This is a genomic window from Nakamurella flavida, from assembly GCF_030811475.1.
GTDB lineage: Bacteria > Actinomycetota > Actinomycetes > Mycobacteriales > Nakamurellaceae > Nakamurella > Nakamurella flavida.
Map to the genome: position 1 here is coordinate 162913 of NZ_JAUSQV010000001.1, position 18740 is coordinate 181652.

The 18740-nt window shown below is 72.7% G+C and carries 14 protein-coding genes; 9 read left to right on the forward strand and 5 right to left on the reverse strand.

Annotated features, from left to right (window positions below; genetic code table 11):
- The first annotated feature begins 32 nt into the window (after positions 1–32).
- The 3 genes from murA (at position 33) to J2S58_RS00785 (ending at position 2659) form a co-directional block, all read left to right on the forward strand.
- A complete protein-coding gene (murA, locus tag J2S58_RS00775) occupies positions 33–1286 on the forward strand; it encodes a UDP-N-acetylglucosamine 1-carboxyvinyltransferase (protein WP_306826045.1) in 1254 nt (417 codons plus the stop codon).
- A 35-nt stretch (positions 1287–1321) separates the two neighbouring features.
- A complete protein-coding gene (gene nucS, locus J2S58_RS00780; protein ID WP_205255104.1) occupies positions 1322–1981 on the forward strand; it encodes an endonuclease NucS in 660 nt (219 codons plus the stop codon).
- Positions 1982–2431: 450 nt separating this feature from the next.
- Positions 2432–2659 carry a DUF3107 domain-containing protein gene (locus tag J2S58_RS00785; protein ID WP_205255105.1) on the forward strand — a complete coding sequence of 76 codons (228 nt, stop codon included), beginning with the start codon at positions 2432–2434 and terminating at the stop codon, positions 2657–2659.
- Between the two features lie 48 nt (positions 2660–2707).
- On the opposite strand, the gene J2S58_RS00790 is transcribed toward J2S58_RS00785, so the two are convergent.
- The 3 genes from J2S58_RS00790 to J2S58_RS00800 all read right to left on the reverse strand — a co-directional run bounded on the left by J2S58_RS00790 (position 2708) and on the right by J2S58_RS00800 (position 5407).
- Positions 2708–3343 carry a TetR/AcrR family transcriptional regulator gene (locus J2S58_RS00790; protein ID WP_205255106.1) on the reverse strand — a complete coding sequence of 212 codons (636 nt, stop codon included), beginning with the start codon at positions 3341–3343 and terminating at the stop codon, positions 2708–2710.
- A gap of 154 nt (positions 3344–3497) precedes the next feature.
- Positions 3498–5093 (reverse strand): alpha/beta hydrolase, encoded by a 1596-nt coding sequence (locus J2S58_RS00795; RefSeq protein WP_205255107.1) that lies wholly within the window; start codon positions 5091–5093, stop codon positions 3498–3500.
- 11 nt (positions 5094–5104) lie between these two features.
- Positions 5105–5407: a hypothetical protein gene (locus J2S58_RS00800; protein ID WP_205255108.1), complete on the reverse strand. Its 303-nt coding sequence runs from the start codon at positions 5405–5407 to the stop codon at positions 5105–5107.
- A 162-nt stretch (positions 5408–5569) separates the two neighbouring features.
- Between J2S58_RS00800 and J2S58_RS00805 the strand changes: the two genes are divergently transcribed.
- The 4 genes from J2S58_RS00805 (at position 5570) to J2S58_RS00820 (ending at position 10005) form a co-directional block, all read left to right on the forward strand.
- Entirely contained in the window at positions 5570–6652 is a 1083-nt protein-coding gene (locus tag J2S58_RS00805) for an alpha/beta fold hydrolase (RefSeq protein ID WP_205255109.1), read from the forward strand.
- Between the two features lie 209 nt (positions 6653–6861).
- Complete coding sequence (locus tag J2S58_RS00810; protein WP_205255110.1) at positions 6862–7836, forward strand: DUF3152 domain-containing protein; 975 nt, start codon at positions 6862–6864, stop codon at positions 7834–7836.
- Positions 7837–7936: 100 nt separating this feature from the next.
- Positions 7937–9112, forward strand: coding sequence for an adenylyltransferase/sulfurtransferase MoeZ (gene moeZ / locus J2S58_RS00815; RefSeq protein ID WP_205255111.1), 1176 nt, complete (start codon positions 7937–7939; stop codon positions 9110–9112).
- 11 nt (positions 9113–9123) lie between these two features.
- Positions 9124–10005 (forward strand): TIGR02569 family protein, encoded by an 882-nt coding sequence (locus J2S58_RS00820; protein ID WP_205255112.1) that lies wholly within the window; start codon positions 9124–9126, stop codon positions 10003–10005.
- On the opposite strand, the gene J2S58_RS00825 is transcribed toward J2S58_RS00820, so the two are convergent.
- Positions 9888–10955: a DUF4192 domain-containing protein gene (locus J2S58_RS00825; RefSeq protein ID WP_205255113.1), complete on the reverse strand. Its 1068-nt coding sequence runs from the start codon at positions 10953–10955 to the stop codon at positions 9888–9890. The two genes, J2S58_RS00820 and J2S58_RS00825, sit on opposite strands and share 118 nt — an antisense overlap.
- A gap of 128 nt (positions 10956–11083) precedes the next feature.
- Positions 11084–11371, reverse strand: a complete 288-nt coding sequence (locus J2S58_RS00830) for an MGMT family protein (RefSeq protein WP_205255114.1) — start codon at positions 11369–11371, stop codon at positions 11084–11086.
- 81 nt (positions 11372–11452) lie between these two features.
- Between J2S58_RS00830 and J2S58_RS00835 the strand changes: the two genes are divergently transcribed.
- Together J2S58_RS00835 and J2S58_RS00840 are read left to right on the forward strand one after the other, a co-directional pair.
- Positions 11453–14659, forward strand: coding sequence for an ATP-dependent helicase (locus J2S58_RS00835; RefSeq protein WP_205255115.1), 3207 nt, complete (start codon positions 11453–11455; stop codon positions 14657–14659).
- Complete coding sequence (locus J2S58_RS00840; protein WP_205255116.1) at positions 14656–18648, forward strand: UvrD-helicase domain-containing protein; 3993 nt, start codon at positions 14656–14658, stop codon at positions 18646–18648. Before J2S58_RS00835 ends, J2S58_RS00840 begins: the two co-directional genes overlap by 4 nt.
- The last annotated feature ends 92 nt before the right edge of the window (positions 18649–18740 follow it).

Consider the following 18740-nt stretch of genomic DNA (forward strand, 5'->3'; position numbering starts at 1 on the left):
GCGGCACCCCGTTCGCGGATAGAGTGCCGGGCGTGGAACGTTTCCTGGTGACCGGTGGGGTGAGGCTGACCGGCGATGTCCGCGTCGCCGGCGCCAAGAACAGTGTGCTGAAACTGATGGCGGCCGCGTTGCTCGCCGAGGGCACCACGGTGATCGAGAACTGCCCGGACATCCTGGATGTCCCGCTGATGGCCGAGGTTCTCCGTGGCCTGGGGTGTGAGGTCGTCCTGACCGGCGACACGGTGTCGGTGACCACCCCGGCCGAACTGTCCTGGCACGCGGACTTCCCCGCGGTGGGGCGCCTCCGCGCGTCTGTCTGTGTCCTCGGTCCGCTGATGGGGCGCTGTCACCGTGCCGAGGTGGCCCTGCCCGGCGGCGACGCCATCGGTTCACGGCCTCTGGACATGCACCAGTCGGGGCTGCGCGCCATGGGGGCCGAGATGGCCATCGAACACGGCAAGGTGGTCGGCCGCGCGACCGAGCTGCACGGAGCGAGCATCGGGCTCGACTTCCCGAGTGTCGGTGCGACCGAGAACATCCTCACCGCAGCGGTACTCGCCCGGGGGACCACGGTGATCGACAATGCCGCTCGTGAGCCGGAGATCATCGACCTGGCCGTCATGCTGCAGCAGATGGGCGCGGACATCCAGGGCGCCGGTACCGGCACCATCACCATCCGGGGCGTCGACCGGCTCTCGCCCACCCGACACCGGACCGTGGGTGACCGGGTCGTCGGTGGCACCTGGGCCTACGCGGCGGCGGTGACCCGGGGCGAGGTGCGGGTGAGTGGGGTGAACCCGGCCTACCTGACTGCGCCCCTGGAGCGGCTGCGTGCCGCCGGGGCCGAGATCGAGCTGGAGCCCGAGGCGTTCACCGTGGCGATGCCCGGACGCCCTCGGGCGGTCGACTTCATCACCATGCCCTACCCCGGCTTCCCGACCGATCTGCAGCCCATGGCCCTGACCCTGGCCGCGGTGTCCGACGGTCACTCGATGATCACCGAGAACGTGTTCGAGGCCAGGTTCCGTTTCGTGGACGAACTGATCCGGATGGGCGCCGACGCACGGACCGACGGGCACCACGCGTCCATCCGCGGCCGCGACCAGCTGTCGAGCGCCCCGGTCTGGTCGACCGACATCCGCGCGGGCGCCGGGCTGGTGCTGGCCGGCATGGCCGCCGAGGGGGTCACCGAGGTGCACGAGGTGTTCCACATCGACCGCGGATACCCGCGGTTCGTGGAGGATCTGCAGTCCCTCGGGGCCACGATCGAACGCGTCACCGACTGACCGACGGCCCCCGTCCCGGCGGCTAGGGTGGCCCGGTGCGACTCGTGGTGGCTCGATGCTCAGTGGACTACGTCGGGCGACTGACCGCCCACCTGCCCTCGGCGGTACGGCTGTTGATGGTCAAGGCGGATGGTTCGGTTCTCGTCCATTCCGACGGTGGGTCCTACAAGCCGCTGAACTGGATGTCCCCGCCGTGCTGGTTGATCGAGGAACCGGGCCGCTGGGTCGTGCAGAACAAGGCCGGCGAACAGTTGCAGATCGCCTTGGAGGAAGTGCTCACCGACGTGCGGCACGAGTTCGGCGTCGACCCGGGGCTGACCAAGGACGGCGTCGAGTCTCATCTGCAGGTGCTGCTCGCCGAGCACGTGGCCACTCTGGGGCACGGGTGGTCGTTGGTCCGTCGCGAGTTTCCGACGCCGATCGGCCCGGTCGACCTGATGTGCCGGGACGCCGACGGGCGGTCGGTGGCCGTGGAGATCAAGCGTCGCGGTGAGATCGACGGGGTGGAGCAGCTGACGAGGTACCTCGAGCTGCTCAACCGCGATCCGCTGCTCGCGCCCGTCCAGGGAATCTTCGCCGCCCAGCAGATCAAGCCGCAGGCCCGGACGCTGGCCGAGGACCGGGGGATCCGGTGCGTGGTGCTCGACTACGACATCCTGCGCGGGTTGGACTCGGGGGAGTTCCGACTCTTCTGAGGTCGGGTGAGGTCGCACGGGATGGACGCCGATCCCGGCCCACCGATCCCGGCCCACCGGGCTCCAGGCCCGCCGACCGTCGGCCGCGATCCCCGGCCCGCCGGCCCGCCGAAGGTCGGCCCCCACCCGTCACACGCCGCGCGCAGGCCCCGATCGCCGGACGGCGGGCTGGTCGACGACCGACGACCGCCCGGGGTGGAGGTGCGCGGTCCACACCGCAGCTCTCGAGCCTCGCCGGTGATCATCGGGTCCGGCGGCCGCACGGTGGTCCGGAGGCCCGGTGATCGTGGGCCGGGGCCCGGAGCGGGTGGCCGCCGGGGGCCGGTGTTCGCCGATGGCGGATGGTGGGCGCCGGGGCTCCGGGGTGGGCTGCACTAGCCTGGTGGGACATCCAGGGGCGGCGGGCGACCGTGCACGCCCCTGGTCCGAACAAGATGGGAAGAGGTCCGCGTGGACGTCAAGATCGGTGTGGCGGAGAGCGGCCGCGAACTGACCGTGAGCTCGGCCGCCACCCCCGACGAGATCGAGGCGCAGCTCGCCACGGCACTCGCCGACCCCAAGGGCACCCTGGTGCTGACCGACGACAAGGGCCGCCGGGTGATCATCCCTTCGGCGCGTATCGCCTACGTCGAGATCGCCCCGGCCGACGGCCGGCGGGTCGGCTTCTTCAACGCCTGATCCGTTCGAACCGCGGACGAGGCTTCGACGCCCGTCCGCCGGCCTCCCTCACCCGCCCCGGTGCTCCTCGTGCCGGGGCGGGAAGTGGGAGATGCCCCGCCACGCCAGGGTGGAGAGCAGGGCGATGGCCTCCTCGCGGGGCACTCCGTCCACCTGGGAGATCCAGTAGCGGGCACTGACCTGCGACAGCCCCACCATCCCCGACGCAATCAGTCGTGCCCGACCGGGATCACTGCCGGTGTCCGTGATGATCGTCTGGGTGATCTCCGCGATGCAGGCCTCGGTGGCGTGCTCGACGATCCGTTCGACCTCCACCTGGCCGCGAAGGTCGGACTCGAAGATGAGCCGGTAGGCCTCACCGTTGTCCGCCACGAAGCTGAAGTAGGCATCCACCGCGGCATGCACCCGTTCCCGGTTCTCCGTGGTGGTGGCGATCGCGTCGCGGACGAGGGTGACCATGTGGTCGGCCGACTCGGCGAGCAGCGCGAGATACAGCTCGAGCTTGGACGGGAAGTGTTGGTAGAGAACGGGCTTGCTCACCCCCGCCCGTTCGGCGATGTCGTCCATGGCCGCGGAGTGATAGCCCTGCGTGACGAACGCGCCTTTGGCGGCCTGCAGGAGCTGTTCGCGTCGGGCCGACCGGGAGAGGCGCGTCGTCGGACGGGCCACGGTGGGTTCGGCCATCAGCTGCACACCTTCCTCGTCATCGCCGACCCACCCTACGGCGTAGGGCTCGCAGAACGTCCAGGCGTGCGGCGGGTGGCGCCGGGCGTGATCGCCCGTGCCCGAGGTGTGTCGGCCTGCTTCCTCACCGGGCTCCTCCTCACCGGGCCCGTCCTCACCGGCCGCGTCTGACCGGCACCTGGTCCGGCTTGCCCACGATCACGGCCACCGTGGACTGCAGGAGCGACGCGGTCAGGTAGTTCGTACTGGTGTGATTGCCCAGACCCAGGCCGTGGTCGTCGGCGGGTGACCGGTGGTCCATGACCCTCGCTCCGAAGGACTCGGTCGCGGGGTCGGCCCCGAACGGGACGAGGTTGCCGTGGTCATGGGTCAGGGACGCCTTCACCTGCCCGAGGACGTCGGGGCCGGCGTTCGTCACCGGGTCGTCGTCCAGGGAGTTGACCCAGACATCCGCACCGTCCAGCCCGGGGTAGTCGTCGACGGACCGCACGCCCTCGCCGGCACCCGGTGACCCCGCGAGGACGATCTGGTCGAACACCCCGGCGTGCCGGGCCGCCTGCGACACCGTGGTCGAACCCATCGAGAAGCCGTCCCCGGTGACGATCACCTCGTCCGGCATGTACGTGCGGAACAGGGTCAAGTCGCGCGCCAACGATTCCCCGCCGGCGACAGCGGCGTCGTCATCGGCGGTCGCGAGCAGACTGCCGACTCTCGACAACCCGGAGAAGAGGTTCAGGGAGTCCCGGACGCTCGGCGGCCGCAGCACCCCGGATCCGGGGATGGAGTACCCGAACCAGGCGATCACCGCTGTCTCCTCGTCGCTCGCCCACTCCGTCTGCGCCTGCAGAACACCGGCATCCTTCAACGCCCCGGACATGTCGGCCGGCGTGTTGAAGATCCCGGGCACGGTGAGGGTGGTGCGGGTGGCCGTGGCGAGGTCGCCGACGGCGATGGCGGCGCGGGCCTGAACGGCACCGTGAGCGCTCTCGTACAGCACGAGGGTGGCTTCCTCGCCACGTGCCGCCGCCTCCTCCAGTGCGTCCTTGATCCCTCGGGCGGTCGTCTTCGTGTCGGTGTCCCCAGAGCTCAGATCCCGTTCCAATCGGGCCATGTTGGCCTCCTGGGCCAGCTGCAGGGCGAAATCCTGCGGCGTGGATCGGTCGCACGGTCGCGCCAACACCGGGCTGCGGGCCATCAGGCCCTGGATGGGCTGCAGGGGGTCGACCGAGAGTGCTCGGGCCAGGTCGGCGAGCGTGGATCGGACCTGAGCCTGCGCCACTGTCGCCGCCGCACAGAATTTCTCGACGATGGGCCGAGCGGACGGCCGGGCGGGATCGGACCACGCCGGGCCGGCCGCCAGGGCGGCCGCCGCGGCACCGCCGTCGAGGGGAAGGCCGGCGCCGGCGATCGCGGAGACCGCCTCGTCCAGAGCTGCTTGCATCGCGGCTCGGCAGGAAGCCAGCTCCGCCCGGGTCCGATCGGCCTGGTCGGCCTGACGGACCAGGATCGCTCGCGTGCTCCAGCCCGCCCGGACCAGTGCGCCGAGCGCAGCGGCGGGTTCGGGTGCCGACCACCCCGCGGCGAGTCGGGTCCAGGTGTCCTCGACGAGCTGGGTGCCACGCCAGACACCGACGCAGGCCTGCCTCGTCTGGACGAATGCCTGGTGCAGCGCTTCGGGGTCGCAGTCCAGGGCCTCACTGGCCAGGGGCATCGGATCGGGGAGCTCGAAGGCCGCCGCCCACTGGGTCATCTCGTGCCGCATCAGCGGGGCCCGAGCATCGACTCGGTGGAGGCGAAGGTGACGGCCGCGTTGTCCAGGGCGACCGCATAGCGACCGGCGCTGTCGGAGAGGGCCCGGACCGCCGCGACGGCATCCTGCACGCAGCGCTGGGCCAGCCGGACGACGTCGGCACCGTGCGGGCCGGGCCCCAGACTTGCCGGGGTGAAGGACATCTCGATACCGGCCGCGCTCATCAGGTTGAACCCGTAACTGGCACCCGCTTCTCGGACCGCCTCGGCGCTCAGCCTCAGCAGGTCGGTGTCGACGGTGAGATCGGTGGACACGGGTGCCCCTTCCTGTCCTGACGAGTGGGAGACCGGTCGGCCGGCCGTTCGTCAATCTGCCGACTCCAGGTGTGCGGACCGCGCCCGATGCGAACAGTGGGGACGGAGACCGGACAGGGGGACAACTCGAGGATCCCTGGGGGAGCGGGGCAGGATGGAGCGGTGCCCCCCGCCCCCTCCGCTCCCCGTGTCGGTGCGGCCTGGCCGATGAGCGGACCCGCTGCGCGGGACGAACTGGCGTCCTGGACGACGGCGGAGCTCTCCGAGGTTCCGCTCCCGCCCGCCCCGCCGATGGCCACGCTCCCGCCTCCCGGACAGACGAAACTGATCGATGGTCGGGGTGTGTACGTCCGGCGTCACGACGGCCCCGTCGGGCCCACCCCGGTCTGGTTCGTGCACGGGTTGGGTGGTTCCTCGACCAACTGGACCCGGTTGGCCGCAGTCCTGGCCGACCGGACGGTCGGCTTCAGCGTCGATCTCCCCGGGAGCGGCCGGTCGGATCCGCCGCCGCGCGGCCGCTACTCGCTGCTCGGGGACGCCGACCTCGTCGCCGCCGCGATCCGCCGGGTCAGCGGTGCCGGTCCGGTCCATCTGGTGGGCAACTCCCTCGGGGGATATGTCGCCACCCTGCTCGCCGCCCGTCATCCCGATCTGGTGGCCAGCCTGACCCTGATCTCGCCGGCCGTGCCCGACCTGCGGTTGACCACCGATCGTGGCGGGGATCCCCGGCTGGCCCTGCTGCTGCTGCCGGGAACCGCGGGTGTGGCGGGCCGTCGACTGGGCGGGATCGACGCGGCGACCCGGGCCCGGGGGACGGGCCGGCTCTGTTTCGGCGACCCGGACCTCATCGACGACGCGTCCTACGAGGCCGCCGCCGCCGACCTGGACTGGCGCACCGGGCTGCCGTGGGCGTCGCTGGCGACGCTGGGGCCCCTGCGTTCGATGATGGGTCGGTATCTGCGTCCGGGCCGGTGGTCCTTCGGCTCTGCGGCCCGTTCCCTCACGTGTCCCGTGCTGATCGTCTGGGGCACCCGGGACCGCCTCGTCGACGTCCGCCTGTCCCGACGGACGGTCGGGGAGTTCCGCGATGCCACCCTGCTGGTGCTGCCCGGGGTGGGTCACGTGGCGCAGATGGAGGATCCGATCGCGACGGCGCGGGCGATCCTGGCCCTCTGGGACCGCACGGATCACACAGGCGTGCCGCACGTTCGCCCCGCCCCCCGTGTGGAACCCTCCAGCTCGTGACTCGTCCTGGCCCCGGATCCTCCGGTCGATCGACCCGGCAGACCCCGTCGCGGTCCGCGGCCCGCCCGGCCTCACCCGGGCGGTCGACGGATCGGGTGTCACGGACGTCTTCGGCGGGGGACCGGCGGCCCGTCCGTGGACGCCGACCCGCCGCGGGCCCGGTCCGCCGCCCGTCGCGGCGGTGGGGCTGGCGGATCTACGCGATCCCGGTGCTGGTCGTGCTCAGCGTGCTCGTCGTCTGGCAGGCCGCGTCGCCCGGCGGCGGATCCGCGTCGGGCCCCGCCACGGCAGCGCCGCTCACCCAGGCAGCTCCGTCCACCACCGCGCCCACCACGTCCCCGCCGGTCGCGTCGTCAGAGGTTCCACCGCAGGACGTCGCCGCGGCAACCCCCCCGCCGACCTCGACGACCGAGGCGGTCCCCACGGACGGCGCCGACCCCACCCCGGCGGCACCCGATCCAGGTCTGCCCGTGGCGCTGACGGCCGATCCGGCGAACATCACCGCCGACGCGCTCCGTGTCCCGTCGGGGGCACTGCCGTCGGGTGAGCCGTTCACCACGACCGGGGCCGGCACCTGGCACGAGGTCCCGGGCACCGGGCCCGTCCTGGGGACCGGGCCCCGGGTGGTGACCTATGCGATCCAAGTGGAGGACGGCATCCAGGACGCGGCGGCCGACGCTGCGTTCGCCGCCCAGGTCGATGCGATCCTCGCCGATCCCCGGTCCTGGATCGGCGGAGGGCAGATCAGCCTGCAGCGGGTCGCCGGGCCGGACGCCTCCTTCCAGATCGCCCTGACCAGTCAGATGACCGCCCACAGCAATGACCTGTGCGGATTCTCCGTCCAGCTCGAACCGTCCTGCTACGAGCGCGATTCCGGGCGGGTCCTGATCAACAACTCGCGGTGGGTGCGCGGGGCGATGGCCTACGGCACGGACCTGTCCGGGTACCGCACGTACGTGATCAACCACGAGGTGGGGCACGCCCTGGGCAACGGGCATCAACCGTGCCCGGTGAACGGCGGTCAGGCCCCGGTGATGATGCAGCAGTCGTGGAGTGTGGCCAACGACGACCTGGCGTACCTGAACCCGCAGGTCATCCCGCCAGACGGGAAGGTGTGCACCGCCAACCCGTACCCGTTCCCGGACGCCGTGGCGCCTGCCGCGCCCAGCGTCGTCTCCGGCTGAGAGGTACCGCTCGGGACCGTCGGTGTCGCCGCGGGAAGAACGGGGGCTCTCCGTGTGTTGGCGGTGAGGCACACTATTCCCCGTGCCCGAGGAGAACCCCGTGTCCCTGCCCCCGCTGGTCGAACCGGCCGACTCGCTGACCAAGACCGAGGTCGAGCGCTATTCGCGACACCTCATCATCCCGGACGTGGGCATGATCGGTCAGAAGCGGCTGAAGAACGCCCGCGTGCTGGCGGTCGGGGCGGGTGGCCTCGGTTCGCCCGCGCTGCTGTACCTGGCCGCGGCCGGTGTGGGCACGCTGGGCATCCTGGACTTCGACACGGTCGACGAGTCCAATCTGCAGCGGCAGGTCATCCACGGACAGTCCGACATCGGCAAGTCCAAGGCCGTGTCCGCGGGCGAGTCGATCGCCGAGATCAACCCGCACGTGCAGGTCAACCTGCACACCGACCGGCTGGACTCCTCGAACGCGTTGGAGATCTTCGCCGAGTATGACCTCATCCTGGACGGCACCGACAACTTCGCGACCCGGTACCTCGTCAACGACGCCTGCGTTCTGCTGAACAAGCCGTACGTGTGGGGCTCGATCTACCGGTTCGAGGGGCAGGTCAGCGTCTTCTGGGACAAGCCGTCGAACGGCCGTGAGGGCGTCCAGTACCGCGATCTCTACCCCGAGCCCCCGCCGCCGGGCATGGTCCCTTCGTGCGCTGAGGGCGGCGTCCTGGGTGTCCTGTGCGCCTCGATCGGATCGATCATGGTCACCGAGGCGATCAAGCTGCTCACCGGCATCGGCGAGACCCTGCTGGGCCGGCTGATGGTCTACGACGCGCTCGAGATGACCTACCGCACGGTGAAGGTCCGGCGGGACCCCGCGGGGGAGCCGGTCACCGGCCTCATCGACTACGAGGCCTTCTGCGGTTCGGTCTCCGACGACGCGGCGGCGGCCGTGGCCGACCACACCATCTCGGCCACCGAGCTCAAGCGTCGGATCGACGCCCGAGAGGACTTCCTGCTCGTCGACGTGCGCGAGCCGAACGAGTACGAGATCGTCTCGATCCCCGGCTCGGTGCTCATCCCCAAGGGCGACATCCTGTCCGGCGAGGCCCTGAGCACCCTGCCGCAGGACAAGCCGGTCGTGTTGCACTGCAAGTCCGGGGCGCGGTCGGCCGAGGCCCTGGCCGTCCTGCACAAGGCCGGGTTCTCCGACGCGGTGCATGTCGGCGGGGGTGTGCTGGCCTGGATCAAGCAGGTCGACCCGGCACTGCCCAGCTACTGATCGAGACCGAGGTGGCGACGTCTCCGGTCGGGAGTGCCCCGCCGCCCGACCACGTGCTGGCTGCCTTCGGGGCGGTCGGGGGGGCCGCGGAGCAACTCCCGTCGGGTCGGCAGGGTGCCCCGTTCCTGTTCGGTGACATCGTGCTGAGCCCGGCGCCCGACGCCGCCGAGACGTCCTGGGTGGCGGGTGTGCTGGAGCACCTGCACGTCCCGTCCGTGCGGCTCGCCCGCCCCGTCCGCTCCTCCGACGGGCGCTGGGTGGTGGGCGGCTGGGCCGCGCGCCGTCGGGTGTCGGGCGTGCCGCTCCCGCGGTACGACGACATGCTGGCCGTGTCCTCGAGGCTCCACCAGGCGCTCGCCGACGTAACCGAACCGCGCTTCCTGCGGCGTGGTCACACGGTGGGGCACTGGGCCGACCAACTGGCGTGGGGCGAGGTGGCCGACGACGGCCGGCTCCCGGAGGGTCACGGTTCCGCGCTCGTCGCGGAGCTGGCGTCCGGGCGGCGGGAGGTCGACCTTCCTGCCCAACTCACCCACGGCGACCTGTTCGCCGACGTGCTGTTCGCCGGTGATGCTCCGCCGGCCGTGGTGGACATCGCGCCGCACTGGCGTCCCGCGTCGTGGGCATCGGCCGTGCTGGCGGTCGACGCACTCACGTTCGGCGGGGCGTCGATCGATCTGGTCGACGAGTGGGCGGGTCGGTTGCCCGAATGGCCGCAGATGCTGCGACGCGCGCTGATCTTCCGGCTCGGCGCCCAACTGATCCACCCGTCGCCTCACGTGTCGGTCGACCCGGTGAGCGGCCGGGTGTCGGAGATGGACGCATCGGAGGCCTTGGTGCACCTGCTGTCGGTGAGCGAGGTCCTCTCGCCGGTGCTGTCCGCGTCGGCCTGATCCGGGTCGTCGTCGGTGGCGCCCAGCAGGGTGGTCAGTCGTTCCGGAGGTAGGGCCCGGTCCATGACGTCGGTCATGATGCGGGCGAGCGAATTCGCCGGATCGTGATCCAGACTGCGCTGCGCCGCGATCTGGGCCAGTGCGCCGTCCCCGTAGCGGTAGGCGACCAGGGACAGCATGGCGCACACCGGCGACGCCACCGCGTCGGAGGTCAACCCGGCCAGGCTCACCAACATCGCCACCCAGGGCAGGTCGGGCTCGCGGACGGCCCGGGCGATGAGGCGGTCCCGCGCCGTCCTCCCGTCGATCGTCCGGACGAGACGAGCTGCGAGCTCCACCTCCACGCACCCTGTGTTGGCGCGCTGCTCCAGTGCGGCGTCGGCGAGCTGGTCGGCATCACCGGGCTCGTCGGCCGCGGCCCGGGCGAACGCTGCGCGGGCCACCCGGGCGGCCTCGCCGACGGGTGCGGCGATCGAGGCCACGAGATGGCGACGACTGGGCAGCACGGACCGGCCGGCGAGCGCGTTCGCCGCACGCAGGTGGACGACGGCCGGATCGTCCCGGGACTCGATCGGGGCCCGATGCGCGCCGTCGCGCCCCATCTCCACGGCCCAACCGTCATGGACGGCCCACACCCCCACCACGGGGATGCCCAGCCGCCCGAGTCTTCGACGGAGCAGGCCGGTCAGGACGCCGTCCTCGGGCAGGGGGGAGTAGCGGACCAGTGCCACCACGTCGGCATGGGCCGCGGCGAAGGCGACCAGCCGGTCGGCGCCCTCCTGTCCCGCGTCCACGTCCGCCCGCCCGACCGGACCGACGGTGCCCTGCGGTCCGCGCAGGCAGACCAGCACGAGGCTGTCCTCGGGGTGGAAGCCGAGCATGATCGGGATCACGGCGAAGAGTGCCGCGGTCCCTCGGAGTCTGATCGCGTCGCGCTCGTGTGCCGTCATGCGGCCGACCCTGCCGTCCGGCGGACGGCGACGGCGCGGACGGCGGCCGGTCGGGATGGAAATCGAGCATGGGGACAGCGGCGGCGCCGGGCACGAGCAGCACCCGGTCGGGATCACGCCCGGGGTGGTCAGTGGTCCCGGTACCGCCGGAGATCCACCCGTCCCCCGCTCATCGGCACGCCCTCCGCGGCCAGTCGTGCCGACTGTTCGACCAGCAGATGGGGCGCGGGTGTCCCGTCCGCCCGCACGACGCGGTGCCAGGGGACGGACTCGTCCGAGAGCTGGGAGAGCACCCAACCGGCGAGTCGCGGGGAGAGCGAGCCGGCCCGGGCGGCGACGTCCCCGTAGGTGATCACCGAACCCGGAGGGGTCGCCCGGACGACCTCGAGCATGCGTTCGGCCAGTTGCTCGTCCATCCGCACAGTCTGCGGCCGGCCGTCGGTGATCGGTGTCGGCGCCGCCCACCCGCTGTCGGGGGGACGTGATGGACTCCGGGCATGCAGCGGACCAGGACCCCCGAGGGGGCGACGCAGACGGCCGCGACCGCTCGCGGACCGGCCTACCGGGTGGCCTTCCCGGCCGCACGTGCGACGCCCGTGCCGTCACCCGCCCAGCAGGCGGTGATCGACCATCCCGGCGGCCGGCTGCGGGTGTTGGCGGGGCCGGGTACCGGTAAGTCCTCGACCCTGGTCGAAGCGGTGGGCGAGCGGGTGATGGGCCGGGGGGTGGACCCCGAATCCATCCTGGTGCTGACCTTCTCGCGGCGGGCCGCCGCGGAGTTGACCGAACGGCTCGCCCGGCGGGTCAGGGTGACCACCCGCGAGCCCCTGGTCCGCACCCTGCACGGGTATGCGTATTCGGTCCTGCGGAGACACGCCCACCGCACCGGCGAGCCCGTCCCGCGCCTGCTGTCGGCAGGGGAGTCCGATCTGATGGTCCGCGAGCTGCTGGTCGGGCACCGCGATGCCGGGACCGGGCTGTGGCCCGACGCCTTCACCGGTGCGCTCGGCACCCCCAGGTTCGCCGCCGAGGTCCGCGACCTGCTCATGCGGGCCGCCGAACGGGGTCTGTCGCCGGCTCGACTCGCGGAATGGGGCCGGCGGGCGCGCCGTCCGGAATGGCGGGCCGTGGCCGCCCTCGCGCGGGAGTACCAGGACGTCGCAGACCTCCGCCAGGGCAGCAACCGGTTCGGCGCGGCCCTGGACCAGGCCGAACTGACCGCGGCGGCGGTCGCCGTCCTCCGTGACGACCGGGCCCTGGCCGCGGAACAGGCCCGGGTGCGGCGCGTCTTCGTCGATGAGTACCAGGATGTCGATCCCGCCCAGGCGCGGCTGATCGAGATGGTCGCCTCCGGTGCCGACGAGCTCATCGTCCTCGGCGATCCCGACCAGGCCATCTACGCGTTCCGGGGCGCCGAACCGGCCGCACTGCGGGACATCGAGGTCGACACCACCGTGACCCTCACGGACTGCCACCGGATGGTGCCCGAGCTGGTCCGGGCCACCCGGCTGCTGGCCCGCGGGCTCCCGGGCCCAGGGGTCCAGCGGGAGCTGCACTCCACCCAGGTCGAGCCCGGCGGTGGTCCCACCGGGGTCGAGGGCCCGCCCGCTCTCGAGGTGCGCGTGTTTCCCACCGCGTCGGCCGAGGCGGCCTATGCGGCCGACGTCCTGCGCCGGGCGCATCTCGCCGACGGGGTGCCGTGGGCGGACATGGCCGTGCTGGTCCGTTCGCCGGAGGCGAGCCTGCCGGTGATCCGCCGCGCGTTCGGCACCGCGGGGGTTCCGATCCAGGCCCGGGATCCCGATCGGCCCCTCACCCAGGACCCGACCGTGGCGGCCCTGCTCACCGTGTTGAGGTGCACGGTCGACCCCGCCGCGCTGACCGGCGAGATCGCGCTGGCGTTGCTCACCGGGCCCCTGGGCCGGGTGGATCCGCTGCGTGTCCGGCAGCTCCGCCGCCGTCTGCGTGCGGTGCGTCAGGGCGAGGGGTCCACGGCGGACCTGATCGCCGCCGTGCTGGCGGGAGCGGCCCTGCCTGCCGACCTCGCCGACGACCTCCGGGAGCCGTTGGCCCGTCTCAGCCGGATGGTGGCGGTCCGGTCCACGGCCGGGACGGACGCGGTCCGGGCTCTGTGGGAGGTGTGGGAACGGTCCGGTCTGGCCGATCGTCTCGGTGCGCAGGCGGTGGCCGGGGGGCGGGCCGGGCGTGCGGCCGACGCCACGTTGGACGCGGTGGTGGCCTTGTTCGAGTGGAGTGGCGATCATGCCGACCGGTTGCCCGGAGCCGGGGTGCAGTCCTTCCTCGACGTCGTCGCGGCCGAACCGCTCACTCCCGAGTCGCGTTCGGCGGCCCAGGGCATCCAGGCGGTCCGGGTCATGTCGGCGCACGCGGCCAAGGGTCTGGAGTGGCAGGTGGTCGTCCTGGTGGGCGTGCAGGAGGGTCGGTGGCCCGACCTGCGGGGCCGGACCGACCTGCTCGGTGCCGACGAGCTGCTGCAGGCGGCTGCGGGGTTGCCCGCCACCGTCTCCCGGACGGCCGGCCTGCTCGCCGACGAGCGACGACTGTTCTACGTGGCCGCCACCCGGGCCCGATCCCGCCTCGTCGTCACCGCGGTCTCCGCGGCGGACAGCGAGCCGTCCCGCTTCCTGGGCGAGTTGTCCGACGGAACCGCCGACCTGCCCGCCGGGTGGCCCGGGGACGCCTGGGGGCCACGCCGGGAACTGCAGATGACCGGGCTGGTCGCGGAGCTGCGTCGGATCGTCGGACGCGTCGGGGTCGACGAGGAGATCGCCCAGGGGGCGGCCCGCCAACTCGCCCGACTGGCGGCGGCGGGCGTGCCGGGTGCCCACCCGGCCCAGTGGTTCGGCCTGGGGGATCCGTCGGGGCGCTCGGACTGGCAGCGTGGTCCGGTGGTGGTGTCTCCGTCCGCGGTCGAGTCGATCTCCGTGTGTTCGTTGCGCGGGGTGCTCGAACGGCGGGGCGGGCGCACCCCCGCGGGGCAGGCGCAGATCGACGGGAGCGTCGTGCACGCCCTGGCGCAGGGTCTCGGTCTCGGCGTCCCCACGACAGAGCTCACCGCGCAGGTCGAGGCGTTCCTGGATCGCCAGGCGCATCTGCCGCCGTGGCAGGTCGCCCGGGCTCGGCGCAGCCTGTCCGCCATGATGACGGCCGCGCAGGAGTGGGTGGGTACCCAATCCGCCGACCGGGAGTTCCTCGGATCCGAGCAGGAGGTCTCCGCGACCCTGCCGGCCGACGACGGCGGGCCGTCGGTGGTGATCTCCGGTCGGGTCGACTGGCTCTCCCGCCGACCCGACGGCTCGGTCGTCGTCTCGGACTTCAAGACCGGCGCCACGCCACCGACCCGGGCCCAGGTCGTGGAGAACGCCCAGCTGGCCGTCTACCAGCTCGCCCTCGCGCTGGGGCACGACGTCGCCGCCGGCACCTCCGCCGATCCGTCGGGTGCCCCGGCGGCCCGGCAACCCGGCGGCGGAGAACTGATCCACCTGCGCACCGGCCGGCCCAAGGTGTACGAGCAACCGGCGCTCGACCCCGAGGACCATCCCCGCTGGGCGGCTCAGGTGCGCGAGGTCGCCCGACGGCTCACCGACTCGGGCCTGGAGGCGCGGCAGAATCCCGCCTGCGACCGGTGCCCGGTTCGCGGATCCTGTCCCTTGCGCGACGAGGGTCGACAGGTGACCCGGTGATCACCGCCGTCGAGCTGGCCGATGCGCTGGGGCTGCCCCGACCCACCGCCGAACAGATCGCCGTGATCCAGGCGCCGCTCGCCCCGGCGCTCGTGGTCGCCGGGGCCGGGTCGGGGAAGACCGAGACGATGGCAGCCAGGGTGGTCTACCTGGTGGCCACCGGACAGGTCCGTCCCGAGCAGGTGCTCGGTCTGACCTTCACGCGCAAGGCCGCGGGGGAGCTCGGTCTCCGGATCCGGCGGCGGCTCCGGGCACTCGCCGCACTCCCGGCGATGCCCGGGATCGCGCAGGGCGACCAGGGGACGATCGACGGCGGCGAGCCCACCGTGGTCACCTACCACGCCTTCGGCGGTCAGCTGATCAGCGAGTTCGGGCCGCTGCTGGGTGTGGAGCCGGCGGCGGCCGTACTCACGCCGACGGCGTCCTGGCAGTTGGCCAGGCGGGTCGTCGGGCGGTGGGACGGAGATCTGGACACCGATCTGGGTCCCGACCAGGTCACCGAGCGGCTGCTCGCTCTGTCCGGTGGCCTGTCGGACCACCTCACCGCCACCTCCGATCTGGCCGTCACGTTGCAGGATCTGCTGGACACCATGCGGACGGCGCCACCTGGCGCACGCCAGCGCAAAGCCCTGCACAGCAAGCTCGAACAGCCGGTGAAGAGCCTGCAGGACAGGTTGTGGATCCTGCCGCTGGTGGAGGCGTTCGCCGCGGCCAAGCGATCGGCCGATGTCGTGGACTTCGCCGACCAGATGAATCTCGCCGCCCGGCTGGTCAGCGACTACCCCACGCTGGGTGGGCAGATGCGCGACCGGTTCCGGGTCGTCCTCCTGGACGAGTACCAGGACACCGGACATGCCCAGCGCATCCTCCTGCGTGGATTGTTCGGCGTGGACGTGGCCTCGGGGCATGAACCCGGTACGACGGCGGGCCGTGCCGCGTCCCGGGGGCATCGCGGTCATCCCGTGACGGCGGTGGGTGATCCCGTGCAGTCCATCTACTCCTGGCGGGGAGCGAGCGCCGGGAACCTGGTGCGGTTCGTCGACGACTTCCCGCTCGCGCCGGGGCGGCCGGCCCCGGTGCTGTCCCTGCTGACGAGTTTCCGGAACCCGACGAGCGTCCTGGATCTGGCCAACGCCGTGTCCGCCCCCTTGCGTTCCGGACGGATCCCGGTCGCCACTCTGCGACCTCGGGAGGGGGCGGAACAGGGAACGGTCCGACTGGGGCTCTTCTCCACCGTCGTCGAGGAGGACGCGTGGGTGGCCGACCGCATCGTGGACCGGTGGCGCCAGGTCGGGTGGTCCCCGGTGGCCGGAGAATCCTCCGTCGCCCACGACGAACCGGACGCACGGCTCCCGCCCGACGGGCCGGGGGGAGTGGGCCCGGTCGGTCGGGTACCGGCGGCGACGGTCGAACCGCCCACCACCGCCGTCCTCCTGCGTCGGCGGCGGGACATGCCGGCCATGGCCGAGGCGCTGCGCGCGCGGGGACTGCCGGTCGAGGTGGTCGGACTCGGTGGGCTGTTGTCGGAACCTGAGGTGGCCGATCTGGTCGCGACCCTGCACGTCCTGGTCGACCCCACTGCGGGCCCTTCGGCGGTGCGGCTGTTGACCGGGGCCCGATGGCAGATCGGGATGTCCGATCTCGATGCGTTGGCCCGGCGGGCCCGGGCCCTGGCGGTCGGGACGCCCTCGGACGGCCCGGCCTCCGGGTCGGTCGAGGGGATCGACGTGGTCCGGGACGCCGTGGACCGTGCCCTGCCCGGCGAGGACATCGATGCGGTCTCCCTGGTCGATGCGGCCGCCGATCCGGGAGACCCGGGGGGGTACACCGCGACCGGGCTGGCCCGGATCACCCGTTTCGCCGGCGAGCTCGACCGGCTCCGGCAGCGGCTCGGTCAGCCGCTGGTGGATCTGGTCGCGGACGTGGAGCGCACCACCGGTCTGGATGTCGAGGCCGCCGTGCACGGGCCGGCCGGCCGGGCGCATCTCGACGCCATCGCCGACGTGGTGGCCGAAGTGGCGGCCACGGGTGCCGGTCCCGCCGAGCTGCTGGACTACTTCGCCGCCGCGCAGGAGCGGGAGGACGGGCTGCGCCCCGGAGAGGCCAGCGTCACGGCCGGCAGTGTGCAGATCCTGACGGTCCACGCGGCGAAGGGCCTCGAGTGGGACACGGTGGCCGTCCCCCACCTGTCGGTCGGCGTCTTCCCCAGCACGCGTGCGGAGACCTGGCTCGGGGACGCCTCGCAGCTGCCCCCCTCGCTCCGTGGGGACCGGGCGGAGCTCCCGGAGCTGGCCCTGCCGAAGGGGGTCGACCAGGGGGAACTCGCGGCGACGCTCGCCGCCCACGTGGAATCCGTCAAGGAGTTCCAGCTGCGCGAGGAACGCCGGCTGCTCTACGTCGCCCTGACCCGGTCCGAGCACACCCTGCTGGCGTCCGGGCACCACTGGGGCGCCACCGGTCTCAAGCCGCTGGGTCCCAGCGAATTCCTCACCGAGCTCGCCGAGGCGATCTCCGAGCCGATCGCCCACGAGCAGTGGGCGGCCGCCCCGGCGCCGGACGATCGCAACCCGTTGACCGAGAGGGTCCCCACCGCTCGCTGGCCGCAGGATCCCCTCGGCACACGACGCTCCGCCGTCGAGCACGGCGCGGACCTCGTGCGGCGTGCGCTCGACCGGATCCCCCGGGCGGGATCGGGCTCCGCGGGCCGCGAGGGGACGGACACCGGTGAGGTCGACGGCCACGGAGACGCTCGAGGAGTGGCGGACGGTGGCGGTGGTCCCACCACCCGTTCGCCCGGCTGGGTCGGCGCCGTCGACGGTCGCCGGCCGGAGGGTCCCACCGGAGGTGGGACCGGATCGCCGCGGCCGGAGATCGACGACGGATCCATGGACCCGGGGGAGCCGCCGCCCGAGGACGACGATGACGTGGACGTGCTGTTCGACCCCGTCGACGACGGAGAGCGGCCGTCTCCGGCCCGTACGGCGGACAGTTCGGACGAGAAGCCGGACACGGTCGGGGGTCCGAGGAGTGGCGCTCGAGGGGGGAGCTCCTCGGATGCGGGCCCCGGATCGCCCATACCGGACGAGCATCGCCCGGACGAGCATCGCCCGGACGAGCACCGCCCGGACGAGCACCGCCCGGACGAGCACCGCCCGGACGAGCACCGCCCGGACGAGCACCGCCCGGACGAGCAGGGGGTGCGCGGCGACGGCGGGTTATCGGATGTTCCCGATGCCCACGATGGGGGCGGGGATGACGAGGAGCCCGATCCGTTCGGCTGGGCCGCGGACGTCGATCTGCTGCTCGCCGAACGGCAGGATGCGTTGCACCCGGCGCCGGTGCGTGTGTGGCTGCCGGGCTCGGTGTCCGTGTCGACCCTGGTGGAGCTGGCCGAGGATCCCGGGCGGCTCGCGCGCCGTCTGCGCCGCCCGCTGCCGGTCGCCCCGACCGTGGGGCGCACGCGTGGGTCCGCGTTCCACCAGTGGGTCGAGTACTTCTACACCGGCGAGGCTCTGCTCGACATGACCGATCTGGTCGGGGCCCCGGGCGCCGAGGCCCCCGCCGATCCGCAGCTGGAGGCACTGCAGGCCGCGTTCCTCACCTCCGGGTTCTCCGCCCGGTCGCCGGTCGACATCGAGGTCCCGTTCTCCACGACCATCGCGGGTATCGGGGTCAAGGGTCGGATCGACGCCGTGTTCGCCGACCCCGACGGCGGATACACCGTCGTGGACTGGAAGACCGGCCGGCGACCGTCGGCAGACCGCCTCGCCAGCTCTGCGGTGCAGCTGGCCAGCTACCGGCTGGCCGTGGCACAGCTCTGGTCGGTTCCGCTGCGGGAGGTGCGGGCCGCGTTCCACTTCGTGGCGTCCAACGAGACCGTCGCCCCTGTCGATCTTCTCGACGGCGAGGGCCTCGCCGCGTTGATCGCCGCGAGCGTCGCGACGCCCGACGGTCCCGGGACCGACGGAGGGCAGCCTGCCTCCCGTTGACCGGCAGGTCCGCCGCGCGAGCGGCTCCGTGCCGGACGCGCGTCGAACGGGACCGGTCGAGCGCCGGGCCCGGCCTGCGGGTGATGCTGACC

What these genes read in the sequence shown, in the direction of transcription:
- J2S58_RS00790 (WP_205255106.1), bottom strand. Translation starts at nt 3,343, where the DNA reads ATGGCCGAACCCACCGTGGCCCGTCCGACGACGCGCCTCTCCCGGTCG.
- J2S58_RS00795 (WP_205255107.1), bottom strand. Translation starts at nt 5,093, where the DNA reads ATGACCCAGTGGGCGGCGGCCTTCGAGCTCCCCGATCCGATGCCCCTG.
- J2S58_RS00825 (WP_205255113.1), bottom strand. Translation starts at nt 10,955, where the DNA reads ATGACGGCACACGAGCGCGACGCGATCAGACTCCGAGGGACCGCGGCA.
- J2S58_RS00830 (WP_205255114.1), bottom strand. Translation starts at nt 11,371, where the DNA reads ATGGACGAGCAACTGGCCGAACGCATGCTCGAGGTCGTCCGGGCGACC.
- J2S58_RS00835 (WP_205255115.1), top strand. Translation starts at nt 11,453, where the DNA reads ATGCAGCGGACCAGGACCCCCGAGGGGGCGACGCAGACGGCCGCGACC.